Here is a 14,028-nt window from a genome sequence, read left to right as displayed (position 1 = left end):
ACTATCGAGCAGCCAAAGAAGGGGTCACTGCCGATAGATAGGACGCGGATCGTCTTCCGCACCTTGGTTGTTGACGCTGATCTCACCGAAGGCGCCGAGCATCTCCGGGGTAAATCGATCTTCGGCAATCTCCATCGCGTCGATGCCGCAACGGTGCATAAAGCGCAGGCGGTCCCAGGTCACATCACCGCTGGCGCGGATCTGGCCTTTGAAACCGGCCCGACGCAACAGACGGGCCTGTGAGAAGGCACGACCATCGGCAAAACTGGGGAAATCGACTGCAACTACGCTCAGTCGCTCCAACAGCGGCTCCAGCTCGACCACATCCAGGTCGTTGGGGATCGCCACCGCCAACTCACCATCGGCAGCCAACAGCTCGTCGCGCTGCTGGGAAAACAGCTCCCAAGCCAGAATCGCCGGGTTGTTACCCAGCTGGGCCAGTTGCTCGGTGTCGTCTACCCGCACCCAGTGGTCGTCGGCGACCACTTTCTGATCAATTAACAGCGGCATAGACACGCTCCTTAAACGGCTTGTTACCTACCCGGCGAACGGTATCGATAAAACGCTCGCCCTCTTCACGAATTTCAACAAACACCGACAGGATCTTCTCCAGGGTGCTGGCGACGTCGTCGCGCGGAATCGATTTGCCCAGCACTTTACCCAGTGAAGCATCGCTGGCGGAGGAGCCGCCCAGCGTGATCTGGTAGTAGGACTCACCGTTCTTGTCGACGCCCAGGATACCGATGTGGCCCACGTGGTGGTGCGCACAGGCGTTGATACAACCGGACAGTTTCAGTTTGATCTCACCCAGGTCGTACAGGTAATCCAGATCGTCGAACTTCTGCTGAATCTGACGGGAGACGCTCAGGGTCTCGGCGTTGGCCAGGGAGCAGAAATCCAGCCCCGGGCAGACGATCATGTCGTTGATGGTACCGACCACCGGACGGGCCAGATCCAACTCGACCAGCGCCTGCCACAACGGGTACAGGTCAGCCTGATGGATATTGGCGAACACCAGATTCTGCTCGTGGGTGCTGCGGACCTCACCGAAGTTATATTGGTCGGCCAGATCGGCAATCGCATCGAGCTGCACATCGGTGACATCACCCGGTGCCTTCAACAGCCCCTTCAGAGTCAGGGTCACGGCACGGTAGCCCGGCACCTTGTGGTCGAAGGTGTTGCGCTCGATCCAGACCGCGAAGTCCTGATCGCTGTTCAGCTTCTCGTCGTAGCTGCTGTCTGAGGCGGCATCGGCAGCGTAAGCCGGCAGAGCAAAGTCAGCTTTTACCCGGTCGATCTCGGCCTGGGTCAGCTTCAGTTCGGTGTCACGGATCTGCTCCCACTCGGCTTCGACCTTGGCACCAAACGCCTCTGCACCCATCGAGTCGACCAGAATCTTGATCCGGGCCTTGTACTTGTTGTCACGACGACCCAGCAGATTGTAAACCCGCAGAATCGCTTCGAGGTAAGACAGCAGGTCCTGCTGCGGCAGGAACTCGCGGATCACCTTGCCGATCATCGGAGTACGGCCCAGGCCACCGCCGACCAGCACTTCGAAGCCGACTTCACCGGCGTCGTTCTTAGTCAGACGCACGCCGATATCGTGGACCTGGGTCGCGGCACGGTCCTGCTCGCAACCGGTCACGGCGATCTTGAACTTACGCGGCAGGTAGGCGAACTCCGGATGCAGAGCAGCCCACTGACGGATGATTTCACTCCACGGACGCGGATCTTCAATTTCACCGGCAACCACACCGGCAAACTGGTCCGAGGTCACGCTACGGATACAGCTACCGGAGGTCTGAATCGCGTGCATCTGCACGGTCGCCAGCTCAGCCAGGATATCCGGCACCTTCTCCATCTCCGGCCAGTTGAACTGGACGTTCTGACGGGTGGTGAAGTGGACGTAGTTCTTGTCGTAGTCACGGGAGATCTTGGCCAGCATCCGCATCTGGCGAGAGGACATCAGACCGTAGTTGATCGCAACTCGCAGCATCGGTGCATGACGCTGGAAATAGAGACCGTTCTGCAGACGAAGAATACGAAACTCTTCCTCCGGAATCTGACCGGCCAGGTAGCGTTGAGTCTGATCGCGGTATTGTTCTACCCGCTCTTCGATCAGCCGCTGGTCCTGCTCGCTGTATTGATACATCGTGTTATACCTTTTATTTACCTATACCACCCATCGGGGTTGAGCCTTTCAGGACAACCAGGGGGACGGGACCCCGTTTCTAATTTCCAGCCGGTTAACCGGCCAGCACAAATCGTAATCCGATCACCAGAAGCAGCGAGCCCATCAGCGGCTGCATAAACTTCGGCGACAGTTTCGCGCCCAGGCAGCCACCGAGATAAACCCCGGGCAGCGAGCCGAGCAGCAGATACATCAGCAAGGTCATGTCGACATGACCCAGCTGCCAGTGACCCAGGCCCGCGATACCGGTCAGCACCACGGCATGAACCAGGTCGGTGGCGACGATCATCGGCATCGTCATGTGCGGGAACAGCAGAATCAGCAGAGCCGTTCCCAACGCGCCGGCACCAACCGACGACAGTGTCACCAGCATGCCCAGCACAAAACCCGCCAGTGAGGTGACCGGCAGACGCCAGCGACGACCGGCAGCCTTCAGCTTCGGCGCATCCAACTCGATCACGTAGGTGCGAATCCGATTCCGCAGGAACACCGCGACCGAGGTCAGCACCAGACTGACCCCCAGGGTCAGGTTGATCAGATGCTCCAGCAGCTCCGGCTGTTCAATGCCGCTGAGCAGCCACAGGGTCAGCAACGAGCCCGGCACACTGCCGATCAGCATCGCCCGAACCACACGCCAATTAACCAGCTTCTGCTTGGCGTACGGCACCACACCGCCCATCTTGGTGACGGCGGCATACAGCAGGTCGGTACTGACGGCGACAGCAGGGCTGATACCGAAGCCGACGATCAGGATCGGCGTCATCAGGGCTCCACCACCGATCCCAGTCAGACCGACGATAAATCCCACTACCAAACCGGCAAAGCTATAGGCCAATTCCATTACGCTGATCACTCAAGCCAATCACTATTACTAAAGGCGGCTATAGTAATGGCCATCAAATATAACACAAAAGAATAATTAGAAATTCACTTAGCTCCAAAAAGAATAACCAAAACGACTAAAAGAAGATCAACCGCTTCCATAACTACACAAGGCTTTAAATAACAAAAAGAAATAAATAGATTCAAATATATTCTTTTTTATTTTAAGAAGACCTCAAGTAAGATAGGCGCCCTTAGGATTGGGAAAGGCCTGTGCAACGCCCTCCCCCGCAAGTCATTCAGTTGATGACCCACTCAGTTGAGATCAAAGAAAGCATGAACGCCCAGCCGCAGCTGTCAGAACAACGCCTGACCCACCTTAAACAGCTCGAAGCCGAGAGCATCCATATCATTCGCGAAGTCGCCGCCGAATTTGAGCGCCCCGTGATGCTCTACTCCGTCGGTAAAGATTCCGCCGTGATGCTGCACCTGACCCGCAAAGCGTTCTACCCGGGCAAACCCCCGTTCCCGTTGATGCACGTCGATACCACCTGGAAGTTCCGGGAGATGATCGAATTTCGCGACAAGATGGCCGAAGAAGCCGGCATGGACCTGATCGTCCACATCAACCAGGAAGGGGTCGACATGGGCATCGGCCCGTTCACCCACGGCTCCAAGAAGCACACCGACGTGATGAAAACGGCGGCACTGAAACAGGCGCTGGACAAGTACAAGTTCGACGCCGCCTTCGGTGGTGCCCGCCGCGACGAGGAGAAATCCCGCGCCAAGGAGCGGGTCTTCTCGTTCCGCGACAAGAACCACCGCTGGGATCCGAAAACCCAACGTCCGGAGCTGTGGAACCTCTACAACGCCAAGATCGACAAGGGCGAGAGCATCCGGGTATTCCCGCTGTCCAACTGGACCGAGCTGGATATCTGGCAGTACATCCACCTGGAGAGCATCCCGATCGTACCGCTATACCTGGCCAAAGAGCGCCCGGTGGTCGAGCGCGACGGTCTGATGATCATGGTCGATGACGACCGGATGCCGCTGGAGCCGGGCGAAAAGCCGCAGATGAAGTCGGTCCGTTTCCGTACCCTGGGTTGCTACCCGCTGACCGGTGCGGTCGAGTCGGAAGCCGCGACCCTGCCGGAGATCATTCAGGAGATGCTGCTGACCACCACCTCCGAGCGCCAGGGCCGCGCGATCGACCACGATCAGGCGGGGTCGATGGAAGAGAAGAAGAAAGAAGGCTACTTCTAAAAAATCTTCCCAGGCCAGTCTCGGCACGCCGGGCCGTCGTTGGAGAGTCGCTCAGGATGCTCATTTACAATCGGTAAACTGCGCTCCTTCACAACTCTCCGCCTAGCCCCGGCGCACCGACCCAAGCCCTGAAACGATTTTTGGTCACGGTTTAATACAGAACAGAATTTGAAACGAGCGACACCATGAGCCACCAATCCGAACTGATCAGCAGCGATATCCACGCCTACCTGGCCCAACATGAGCGCAAGGAGCTGCTGCGGCTGCTGACTTGCGGCAACGTCGACGACGGCAAGAGCACCCTGATCGGTCGCCTGCTGCACGACTCCAAGATGATCTATGAAGATCAGCTCGAAGCGATCAAGTCCGACAGCGTCAAATCCGGCACCACCGGCGAGGAGGTCGACCTGGCGCTGCTGGTCGACGGCCTGCAGGCCGAGCGGGAGCAAGGGATCACCATCGACGTGGCCTACCGCTACTTCTCCACCGCCAAGCGCAAGTTCATCATCGCCGACACTCCGGGACACGAGCAGTACACCCGCAACATGGCCACCGGTGCGTCCACCTGTGATCTGGCGGTGATTCTGATCGACGCCCGTCACGGCGTTCAGACCCAGACCAAGCGTCACAGCTTTATCACTTCGCTGCTGGGCATCAAGCACACCATCATCGCCATTAACAAGATGGACCTGGTGGACTTCTCCGAGCAGGTGTTCAACGACATCCGCAACGATTTCCTCGACTTTGCCGAGGGACTGAACATGAATGATGTCCGTTTCGTGCCACTGTCGGCATTGAACGGCGACAACGTGGTCAACCTGTCCGAGTCGATGCCCTGGTACCAGGGCAAGCCGCTGATGGAGATCCTCGAGTCGGTCGAGATCGCTTCGGATCGCAACTTCGACGACCTGCGCTTCCCGGTGCAGTACGTCAACCGCCCCAACCTCAACTTCCGCGGCTACTGCGGCACCCTGGCTTCCGGTGTGGTTAAACCCGGTGACGAGATCAGCGTATTGCCGTCGGGCAAGCGCTCCAAGGTCAAATCAATCGTTACCTACGATGGTGATCTGGAGCAGGCGTTCGCACCGATGGCGATCACCCTGACCCTGGAAGACGAGATCGATATCAGCCGTGGCGACATCATCGTCCACGCCGGCCAAGAACCGGTCGCCTCCGACCGCTTCAACGCCCATCTGGTATGGATGAACGAAGCGCCGCTGCTGCCGGGTAAGGAGTATCTGGTCAAGATCGGTACCACCACGGTGACCGGCCACATCTCCAGCCTGCGTCACAAGATCGACGTCAACACCCTGGATCAGCAGCCCGGTGCCGAGCTGGCTCTGAACGAGATCGCCCTGTGCGAGCTGAGCCTGGACCGCCCGGTGATCGGTGATGATTACAGCACCCACCAGGGCACCGGCAGCTTTATCGTGGTCGACCGTCTTAGCAACCTGACCGTCGGCGCCGGCATGATCACCCAGTCCGTCAGCCATGATTCGGTTCAACTGAGCGATGCGCAGCTCAGCGACACCGCGCTGGTCAGCCGTGACGATCGTGCCCGCCGTTTCGGCCAGCAGGCCACCAAGCTGTACCTGACCGGCGCCTCGGAAGAGCAACGCCAGGCCGTCGCCAACAGCCTGGAGAAGCAGCTGTTCGACCTGGGCCGTGCCGTGACTCAGATCAGCGATACCCAGCTGCAGCTGGCGATCAACCAGGATCTGGGCGGCTCCGACAGCAGCCGTGAGCAAGCCGCGATGCGCCTGGATGCGGTGGCCGAGCTGATGCTATCCGCCGGTCTGATCTGCCTGTGCGTCAGCGATACTGCGCCGAGCTACGCCAAACACAGCGTTCAGATCAACCCGGACTCGCCTGCCGACTCCATCCCGGCGGCACTGGACCTGTTGAAGCAGGCCGGCGCCCTTTAACCGGGCCTATCAGACCCTCGCCTGGCAATCGTCAGGCGACAGTCAGACAAGAGCCAGGCGAATTCAGGTCACCATCCCGGCAATCGGCCGGGGTGGTCCCTCCGCCCGAGCTACTGCAACGCGGAACAAATCGCCCAAACTGTGGGCGCTAAGCATGACGAATCACTGCTTTGGCGCTAGAATGGGCGATTTTTCATCGACCCGTTTTCCGATTCGGGTGATACCGCAGCTGCGAGATGGCCAAATCACCATCCCTCAGCCTTTGACAGACGACGTTTTCGACGAGAGTACAGGTCACCATGACCGACTACCTGCTAATTCTGATCAGCACCGTACTGGTTAACAACTTCGTGCTGGTACAGTTTCTGGGCCTGTGTCCTTTTATGGGGGTTTCGAACAAACTCGAAACCGCCATGGGGATGTCGTTGGCGACCACCTTCGTACTGACGCTATCGTCGATCTGTTCCTATCTGGTCTACCAATACCTGCTGCTGCCGTTCGATATCACTTACCTGCGCACCATCAGCTTCATCCTGGTGATCGCCGTGGTGGTGCAGTTCACCGAGATGGTGGTGCACAAAACCAGCCCGTTGCTGTACCGAGTACTGGGTATCTTCCTGCCGCTGATCACCACCAACTGTGCGGTACTAGGGGTTGCGCTGCTGAATATCAACAAGCAGAACAGCTTCGTCGAATCGGCGATCTACGGTTTCGGTGCCGCACTGGGTTTCTCGCTGGCGTTGATCCTGTTCTCGGCGATGCGCGAGCGGATCGCGGTTGCCGATGTTCCAGCCCCTTTCCGAGGCGCGGCGATCGGCATGATCACCGCCGGCCTGATGTCATTGGCTTTCCTGGGCTTCACCGGCCTGGTTCAGTTCTGAGGATCACGCGTTAATGGAAGCCATTCTGATCGCAGTACTGATTTTGCTGGGCGTGGCGCTGGTGTTCGGTGCCCTGCTCGGCTTCGCGTCGATCCGCTTTAAAGTCGAAGGCAACCCGATCGTTGACCAGATCGACTCGCTACTGCCGCAAACCCAATGCGGCCAGTGTGGTCATCCCGGCTGCCGCCCCTACGCCGAGGCGATCGCCAACGGTGAACCGATCAATAAGTGCCCTCCCGGCGGCGAAAGCACCATCAATGCGCTGGCCGACCTGCTGGATGTCGAACCGTTGCCGCTGGACGCCGAGCACGGTGAAGAGCAGGTCAAGTCAGTGGCCTTTATCCGTGAGGATGAGTGCATCGGTTGCACCAAGTGCATCCAGGCCTGCCCGGTGGACGCCATCCTCGGTGCCGCCAAGCAGATGCACACAGTCATTACTTCTGAATGTACCGGCTGCGACCTCTGCGTCGAGCCCTGCCCGGTTGACTGCATCGACATGATCCCGATCGAAACCACCCTGTCCACCTGGAGCTGGGCCGAACCGATGCCCGGTGTACAGCTGATCGCCACCGACCGTGGTCGCGGCGCGGATCAGCAAGCTGCCGGTCCAAAGGCGAATAACGACTCGGATGATTCCGATCAGCGGGGGGATGCCGCATGAGCCGGATCTGGAGTTTCCACGGTGGTATCCATCCGCCGGAAAACAAGCAGCAGTCGCTGCTCAAGCCGCTACGTCAGGCGCCGATTCCGCCGCAGCTGATCATCCCGCTGCAGCAGCATATCGGCGCACCGGCCACACCGCTGGTGGAAGTCGGACAACGGGTTCTCAAGGGCCAGGCCATCGCCGAGCCCAGCGGCCACGTCAGTATCTATCAACACGCCCCCACCTCCGGTGTTGTCAGCGCCATCGGCAACTACTCGGTGCCCCATCCGTCGGGCATGGAAGGGCTCTGTATCCAGATCGATACCGACGGCAAAGATGAGTGGATCGAGCACCAGGGCGTCGACGACTTCCGCAGCCTGGAAAAACCCGCGTTGGCGGAAATGATCCGACGGGCCGGTATTTCCGGTATGGGCGGCGCAGGCTTCCCGACCGAGATCAAGCTGCATCTGGCCGACGACCACATTATCAACACCCTGATCGTCAACGCGGTTGAGTGTGAGCCCTATATCACCGCCGACGATATGCTGATGCGTGAACGGGCCGAGCAGGTCATCGGCGGCATCGAGATCGCCGCTCACCTGATCAAGCCGACCCACTGCCTGATCGGCATCGAAGACAACAAGCCGGAAGCGGCCATGGCGCTGACCCAGGCAGCCCGCGCCAGCGAGATCGAAATCGAAGTGGTGGTGGTACCGACCAAGTACCCCTCCGGTGGTGAGAAGCAACTGGTCAAGCTGCTGACCGGAGTCGAAGTTCCATTTGGCAAGATCCCGGCCGATATCGGCATCGTGGTGCAGAACGTCGGCACCATGTCCGCCGTTAACCAGGCCGTCAAGCGTGGCGAGCCGCTGATCTCCCGGATCACCACCCTGACCGGTGATGCCCTGGAGAGCCCCGGCAACTTTGAAGTGCTGCTGGGCACCCCGGTGGAGTTTCTGCTGCAACAGGCCGGACTCAACCCAATGACCCTCAATCGCCTGGTCATGGGCGGCCCGATGATGGGCTACACCCTCAGCGATACGGCGGTTCCGGTGGTCAAGACCAGTAACTGCGTGATCGCCGCCACCGAAGAAGAGTTCCCCCAGGCCCCGCCGGCACAGAACTGCATCCGCTGCGGTCAGTGCGAGCAGGTCTGCCCGGCCGAACTGCTGCCGCAACAGCTGCACTGGTTCGCCAAGGGGAAAGAGTTCGACAAGGCTCAATCCTTCAACTTGATGGACTGCATCGAGTGCGGCGCCTGCGCCTACGTTTGCCCCAGCAACATCCCGCTGGTGCAGTACTATCGCTTCGCCAAGGGCGAGATTCGCCGCGAGCAGGCCGAGCAGCGCAAGGCCGAACAAGCCCGAATCCGCTTCGAGGCTCGTCAGGAACGTCAGGAGCGCGAGAAGGAAGAAAAGGCCGCCAAGCGTAAGGCCCGTGCCGAAGCCGCCTCCCGCTCCCAGGCCAACCGCAAGGATCAACTCGCCACCGGCAAGCCTGCCAGCGTCGATCCTCAAGAGCAGGTCAAGAAGCTCAAGACCGAAGCGGCCGTGGCGCGCACCAAGCTCAAGAAAGCCGAAAAAGCCCTGGCCGAAGACAGTACCAACGCCGAACTGCAGGCCGCCGTCGAAGCCGCCCGCAGTAAGTCCGAGCAGGCTCAACAGGCCTTGGAAGCGGCCGAAAAAGCCAGCCCGGCCCCGGCGCCGACCCTGGCCGAATTGAAGATCGCTGCCGCCACCGCCCGGACCAAGGTCACCAAGACCGAGAAGGCCCTGGCCGACGCCGAAGCCAAGGGTGCCGCCAGTGCCGATAAGCTGCGTGCCTCGCTGGATGGCTTACGCGCCAAGGCCGAAGCTGCCCAACAGGCCCTCGAAAAAGCAGAGCAAGCGGAAAAAGCAGACAGTGCTGGCAAACCCGCCGCGCCAGCGGCTGATCTCAAGCAGCTCAAGAGCGCCGCCTCGATCGCCCGTACCAAGCTGAAGAAAGCCCAGAAGGCGCTGGACCAGGCCCGTGAAGAGGGGGCCGACACCACCGAGTTGGAACAACAGTTGGCCACGGCACAGCAGAAAGTCGATACCACCCAGCAGGCCTTCGAGGCTGCCGAGAAAGCAGCCGACCAGGCCGACGGTGGTCAAGCGGCTCCGGCAGCCGACGCGCCGGATCTGAAGGCGCCCGATCTTAAACAGCTAAAGAGCGCCGCCTCGATCGCCCGCACCAAGCTGAAGAAGACCCAGAAGGTGATCGATCAGGCCCGCGAGGACGGCAAGGATACCAGCGCGCTGGAACAGCAGTTGGCCAAACTGCAGCAGAAAGCCGACGACGCCCAGAAGGCCTTCGAAGCTGCAGAAAATGCCGAGCAGTCCAGCAGCCCGGCACCGCAACCTGCTACCGACAAGCCCGATTTGAAGGCACTAAAAAGTGCCGCTTCGATCGCTCGCACCAAGCTGAAGAAGACCCAGAAGGTGGTCGATCAGGCCCGCGAGGACGGCAAGGACACCAACGCACTGGAGCAGCAGCTGGCCAAGCTGCAGCAGAAAGCCGATGACGCCCAGAAAGCGTTCGAAGCGGCCGAGCAAGCCGAAGCAAGCAACAGTATGTCGCACGCAGACACTGGCTCGAACCTGAAAGCGCCCGACCTGAAGCAACTCAAGAGCGCTGCGGCCATCGCCCGGACCAAGGTCAAGAAGACCGAAAAAGCCCTGGCCGATGCCCAGGCTCAAGGCTCCGAGTCGGCCGATTCACTGGCCACCGCGCTGGACAAACTAAAAGCCAAAGCTAGCCAGGCCGAACAGGCGTTGGCCGAAGCCGAACAGAATAGCGAAACCGTAGGTTAACCCGATGGCTCTGATCCACGTCAGCTCCCCCCACACCAATCGTAGCGGCAAAGCCGGGCATGTGATGCGTCAGGTGATCCTGGCCACGCTGCCGGGCTTGGCAGCGCTGTGTTACTACTTCGGCTGGGGACCGCTGATCAATGTGTTGTTTGCCAGCGGCCTGGCACTACTATTCGAAGCGGCGGTACTGAAACTGCGTAAGCGCCCGCTGGGTTTCTATCTGGGTGATCTCAGCGCCGTACTGACCGCCTTTCTGCTGGCGCTGGCACTGCCGCCCTATATTCCCTGGTGGGTCACCACCATTGGCATCTTCGTGGCGATCGTGATCGCCAAGCAGCTCTACGGTGGCCTGGGACAGAACCCGTTCAACCCGGCGATGATCGCCTATGCGCTGCTGCTGATCGCTTTCCCGGTCGAAATGACCCGCTGGAGCGCGCCGGAAACCCTGCTGGAAGGCCCGCTGCCCGGCTTTGGCGACAGTCTGGCGATCATCTTTGGTCAACTGGCCCTGCCCGATGGCGTCACCCTGGCCACACCGCTGGAGACGTTCAAGCACAAGGGTGGCCTGACCGGCGAAGAGCTGTGGGCCAGCTCGACCCTGCTGAATAACTTAGAGCCCTGGCAGGCGATCAGCCTGGCCTACCTGCTGGGCGGGGTTTACCTGCTGGTCCGCAAGGTCTACACCTGGCATATTCCGGTATCGATGCTCGGCAGCCTGCTGCTGATCGCCGGCCTTTTTTACGCCGCCGATCCGAGCAACTACGCCCCGCCGCTGTTCCATTTGACCGTCGGCGCGACCATGCTCGGTGCCTTCTTTATCGCCACCGACCCGGTCACGGCCGCCACCAGCAACAAGGGCAAACTGATCTTCGGTGCCTCCATCGGCATTCTGGTCTACCTGATCCGCAACTGGGGCAACTACCCCGATGCGATCGCGTTCGCGGTGCTACTGATGAACCTGACCGCACCGTTCCTGGATTACTACACCCGCCCCCGCACCTACGGCCATAAGCAGGCCGAGCGCGGCATTGCGAGGAAGTGAGCATGGCTATCGTTACCGCCATTCGAAATAACGCCCTGGCGCTGGGCCTGTTTGCCGTGCTCACCGCCGGTGCCATCGCGCTGACCCAGAGCGCTACCCGCGAGGCCATCGCCGACAATCGCGAGCAGGCGCGGGCCAAGGCACTGTTCCAGATCGTACCGACCACGGCTCACGACAATGACCTGGTTCGTGACCGTTACACCCTCAACCGGACTCAACGCCTTGGCTACCAAGGCCCGGTCGAGGTCTACCGGGCCCGCACCGACGGCCAGATTCATACCGTGATCCTGCCCGCCATCGCACCGGACGGCTATACCGGCAACATCGACCTGATCGTCGGCGTCAAACGCGACGGTAGCGTCGCCGGTGTTCGGATTCTGCGCCACCAGGAGACCCCGGGGCTGGGTGACAAGGTCGATGTGAAGAAATCAGACTGGGTTTTAAGCTTTAACGATCAGCGCCTCAACGGTGAAGATGATCCGGACTGGGCGGTGAAGAAAGACGGTGGTCGCTTTGACCAATTCACCGGCGCCACCATCACCCCGCGGGCCGTGGTTGGTGCGGTCAAACAGGCGGTGCTGACCTTCGAAGCCAACCGTGCCGCCCTATTGGAAGACACCCCGCTCAGCAGCGCCGAAGAGAGCATTAAAAAGACCACTGCAGGAGACGCCAATGGCTGATTCATCGCGCCCGATCGACTGGAGCAAGATCACCTACGACGGCCTGTGGCACAACAACCCGGCACTGGTCCAACTGCTGGGTCTCTGCCCGTTGCTGGCGGTTACCGGCTCGGTGGTCAACGCCCTCGGCCTGAGCCTGGCCACTATCGCGGTACTGGTCGGCTCCAACCTGTGCGTATCGCTGATCCGCAACCTGGTACCCGACACGGTCCGGCTACCGGCCTTCGTGATGATCATCGCCTCGCTGGTAACCTGCGTCGAGCTGCTGATGCAGGCGCTGACCTACGAGCTGTACGAAATTCTCGGCATCTTTATTCCGCTGATCGTGACCAACTGCGCGATCCTCGGCCGCGCCGATGCCTTCGCCCGCAAGAACCCGCCGCTACCGGCCGTGCTCGACGGCCTGATGATGGGCCTGGGTTTCAGCGCCGTGCTGGTGCTGCTGGGAGCGATGCGTGAATTGCTCGGCACCGGAACCCTGTTCGCCGATATGCAGCTGCTGTTTGGCCCGATGGCCGAAAGCTGGAAGCTCACCCTAATCGACGACTACCGCGGCTTCCTGTTTGCGGTACTGCCGCCGGGCGCCTTCGTCGGCATGGGACTGATCATCGCGGTTAAGAACCTGATCGATGAACGACAGAAACAGCAGCTGAAACCGGCAACCAGCGAGCCCTCAACCAGCAAACGTGTACGCGTGACCGGCTAGGCTTTGGTGCTGTCCGACTGTAACTGAGTCCGATCGATGAATAAGCAAAAACGCCACGAGATCTTTGCCCGGCTGCGCGATGACAACCCCAACCCCAAGACCGAGCTGAACTACTCCAACCCGTTCGAGCTACTGGTGGCGGTCACGCTGTCGGCCCAGTCCACCGATGTCGGCGTCAACAAGGCCACCGACAAACTGTTTCCGGTCGCCAACACCCCGGAAGCGATCGTCGAGCTGGGCGTTGATGGCCTCAAGTCCTATATCAAGGCCCTCGGGCTCTACAACGCCAAGGCCGAGAACGTCTACAAGGCCTGCCAGATACTGGTCGAAAAACACAACTCCGAAGTGCCGGACACCCGCGAGGCTCTCGAAGCGCTGCCCGGTGTCGGCCGCAAGACCGCCAACGTGGTCCTCAATACCGCCTTCCGTCAACCGACCATGGCGGTGGATACCCATATCTTCCGGGTTTCAAACCGGACCAAGATCGCTCCCGGCAAGAACGTGCTCGAAGTAGAGAAAAAGCTGCTCAAGTTTGTTCCCAAGGAGTTTCTGCTCGATGCCCATCACTGGCTGATCCTGCTGGGACGCTACATCTGCACCGCCCGCAAACCCCGCTGCGGCGCCTGCCTGATCGAAGATTTGTGCGAATTCAAAGAGAAAACCAGCTAAGCTATGGCGATTAGCCCCCTTTTCGGCGTATAAAGGGTTTTACGCATATAAATCACAGGGGTAGTGATATGCATAAAGCTGTAGCGGCCTTTCTGGTGGCACTGGCGCTAACACCACTGCAAGCCCATGCCGCAACCGATGTCTACAAGTGGATCGACAAAAACGGTACGCCAACCTTTGGTGAACACCCGCCCGAAGGGGTGCCCTACACCAAAATGAAGTTTTACGGCGTCGCCCGACCGCCGTCCCGCACGCAGCAACCGGCCAAACAAGCCTACAACCCCAAACCCAGCACCGGCCTGAGTGCGCAATCCAATAACACCCCCGCTTCCGCGTCTTCGGCACAGCCGTCTAAACCCTGATCGGTTCGTC

General features: G+C 60.0%; 13 protein-coding genes. 10 read left to right on the top strand and 3 right to left on the bottom strand.

The window, feature by feature from the left end; translation table 11 throughout:
• Positions 1–24: 24 nt before the first annotated feature.
• The 3 genes from ACO05M_RS08615 to ACO05M_RS08605 all read right to left on the bottom strand — a co-directional run bounded on the left by ACO05M_RS08615 (position 25) and on the right by ACO05M_RS08605 (position 3,032).
• On the bottom strand, positions 25–510 hold the full coding sequence (locus tag ACO05M_RS08615; RefSeq protein WP_421870283.1) for a DUF934 domain-containing protein: 486 nt from the start codon (positions 508–510) through the stop codon (positions 25–27).
• Entirely contained in the window at positions 494–2,152 is a 1,659-nt protein-coding gene (locus ACO05M_RS08610; RefSeq protein ID WP_421870280.1) for a nitrite/sulfite reductase, read from the bottom strand. The genes ACO05M_RS08615 and ACO05M_RS08610 overlap by 17 nt, the downstream gene beginning before the upstream one ends.
• Positions 2,153–2,246: 94 nt before the next feature.
• A complete protein-coding gene (locus ACO05M_RS08605; protein WP_421870277.1) occupies positions 2,247–3,032 on the bottom strand; it encodes a sulfite exporter TauE/SafE family protein in 786 nt (261 codons plus the stop codon).
• Positions 3,033–3,349: 317 nt separating this feature from the next.
• Here ACO05M_RS08605 and cysD point away from each other — a divergent pair, with 317 nt between their 5' ends.
• The 10 genes from cysD (at position 3,350) to ACO05M_RS08555 (ending at position 14,018) form a co-directional block, all read left to right on the top strand.
• Positions 3,350–4,276 (top strand): sulfate adenylyltransferase subunit CysD, encoded by a 927-nt coding sequence (gene cysD, locus ACO05M_RS08600; RefSeq protein ID WP_421870703.1) that lies wholly within the window; start codon positions 3,350–3,352, stop codon positions 4,274–4,276.
• Between the two features lie 185 nt (positions 4,277–4,461).
• Positions 4,462–6,201: a sulfate adenylyltransferase subunit CysN gene (cysN, locus tag ACO05M_RS08595; protein ID WP_421870274.1), complete on the top strand. Its 1,740-nt coding sequence runs from the start codon at positions 4,462–4,464 to the stop codon at positions 6,199–6,201.
• Positions 6,202–6,500: 299 nt separating this feature from the next.
• Complete coding sequence (rsxA, locus tag ACO05M_RS08590) at positions 6,501–7,082, top strand: electron transport complex subunit RsxA (RefSeq protein WP_114695815.1); 582 nt, start codon at positions 6,501–6,503, stop codon at positions 7,080–7,082.
• 13 nt (positions 7,083–7,095) lie between these two features.
• Positions 7,096–7,743 (top strand): electron transport complex subunit RsxB, encoded by a 648-nt coding sequence (gene rsxB, locus ACO05M_RS08585; protein ID WP_421870271.1) that lies wholly within the window; start codon positions 7,096–7,098, stop codon positions 7,741–7,743.
• A complete protein-coding gene (rsxC, locus tag ACO05M_RS08580) occupies positions 7,740–10,559 on the top strand; it encodes an electron transport complex subunit RsxC (protein WP_421870268.1) in 2,820 nt (939 codons plus the stop codon). The genes rsxB and rsxC overlap by 4 nt, the downstream gene beginning before the upstream one ends.
• A 4-nt stretch (positions 10,560–10,563) precedes the next feature.
• Positions 10,564–11,601: an electron transport complex subunit RsxD gene (gene rsxD, locus ACO05M_RS08575; RefSeq protein ID WP_421870265.1), complete on the top strand. Its 1,038-nt coding sequence runs from the start codon at positions 10,564–10,566 to the stop codon at positions 11,599–11,601.
• A 2-nt stretch (positions 11,602–11,603) separates the two neighbouring features.
• Complete coding sequence (gene rsxG / locus ACO05M_RS08570; RefSeq protein ID WP_421870262.1) at positions 11,604–12,281, top strand: electron transport complex subunit RsxG; 678 nt, start codon at positions 11,604–11,606, stop codon at positions 12,279–12,281.
• Positions 12,274–12,987 (top strand): electron transport complex subunit E, encoded by a 714-nt coding sequence (locus ACO05M_RS08565; protein WP_421870259.1) that lies wholly within the window; start codon positions 12,274–12,276, stop codon positions 12,985–12,987. Before rsxG ends, ACO05M_RS08565 begins: the two co-directional genes overlap by 8 nt.
• Positions 12,988–13,023: 36 nt before the next feature.
• A complete protein-coding gene (gene nth, locus ACO05M_RS08560; RefSeq protein WP_421870256.1) occupies positions 13,024–13,656 on the top strand; it encodes an endonuclease III in 633 nt (210 codons plus the stop codon).
• A gap of 68 nt (positions 13,657–13,724) precedes the next feature.
• On the top strand, positions 13,725–14,018 hold the full coding sequence (locus ACO05M_RS08555) for a DUF4124 domain-containing protein (RefSeq protein ID WP_421870253.1): 294 nt from the start codon (positions 13,725–13,727) through the stop codon (positions 14,016–14,018).
• Positions 14,019–14,028: the final 10 nt, after the last annotated feature.

This window comes from Motiliproteus sp., assembly GCF_965230735.1.
Lineage (GTDB): Bacteria > Pseudomonadota > Gammaproteobacteria > Pseudomonadales > Balneatricaceae > Motiliproteus.
This window is presented reverse-complemented; position numbering and strand designations above follow the sequence as displayed.

Bases quoted from the DNA above. Each gene is read 5' to 3' on its own strand.
- rsxD (WP_421870265.1), top strand. From the start codon at position 10,564: ATGGCTCTGATCCACGTCAGCTCCCCCCACACCAATCGTAGCGGCAAA.
- ACO05M_RS08615 (WP_421870283.1), bottom strand. From the start codon at position 510: ATGCCGCTGTTAATTGATCAGAAAGTGGTCGCCGACGACCACTGGGTG.
- rsxB (WP_421870271.1), top strand. From the start codon at position 7,096: ATGGAAGCCATTCTGATCGCAGTACTGATTTTGCTGGGCGTGGCGCTG.
- rsxA (WP_114695815.1), top strand. From the start codon at position 6,501: ATGACCGACTACCTGCTAATTCTGATCAGCACCGTACTGGTTAACAAC.
- ACO05M_RS08555 (WP_421870253.1), top strand. From the start codon at position 13,725: ATGCATAAAGCTGTAGCGGCCTTTCTGGTGGCACTGGCGCTAACACCA.
- rsxC (WP_421870268.1), top strand. From the start codon at position 7,740: ATGAGCCGGATCTGGAGTTTCCACGGTGGTATCCATCCGCCGGAAAAC.
- rsxG (WP_421870262.1), top strand. From the start codon at position 11,604: ATGGCTATCGTTACCGCCATTCGAAATAACGCCCTGGCGCTGGGCCTG.
- ACO05M_RS08610 (WP_421870280.1), bottom strand. From the start codon at position 2,152: ATGTATCAATACAGCGAGCAGGACCAGCGGCTGATCGAAGAGCGGGTA.
- ACO05M_RS08605 (WP_421870277.1), bottom strand. From the start codon at position 3,032: ATGGAATTGGCCTATAGCTTTGCCGGTTTGGTAGTGGGATTTATCGTC.
- cysN (WP_421870274.1), top strand. From the start codon at position 4,462: ATGAGCCACCAATCCGAACTGATCAGCAGCGATATCCACGCCTACCTG.
- cysD (WP_421870703.1), top strand. From the start codon at position 3,350: ATGAACGCCCAGCCGCAGCTGTCAGAACAACGCCTGACCCACCTTAAA.
- nth (WP_421870256.1), top strand. From the start codon at position 13,024: ATGAATAAGCAAAAACGCCACGAGATCTTTGCCCGGCTGCGCGATGAC.
- ACO05M_RS08565 (WP_421870259.1), top strand. From the start codon at position 12,274: ATGGCTGATTCATCGCGCCCGATCGACTGGAGCAAGATCACCTACGAC.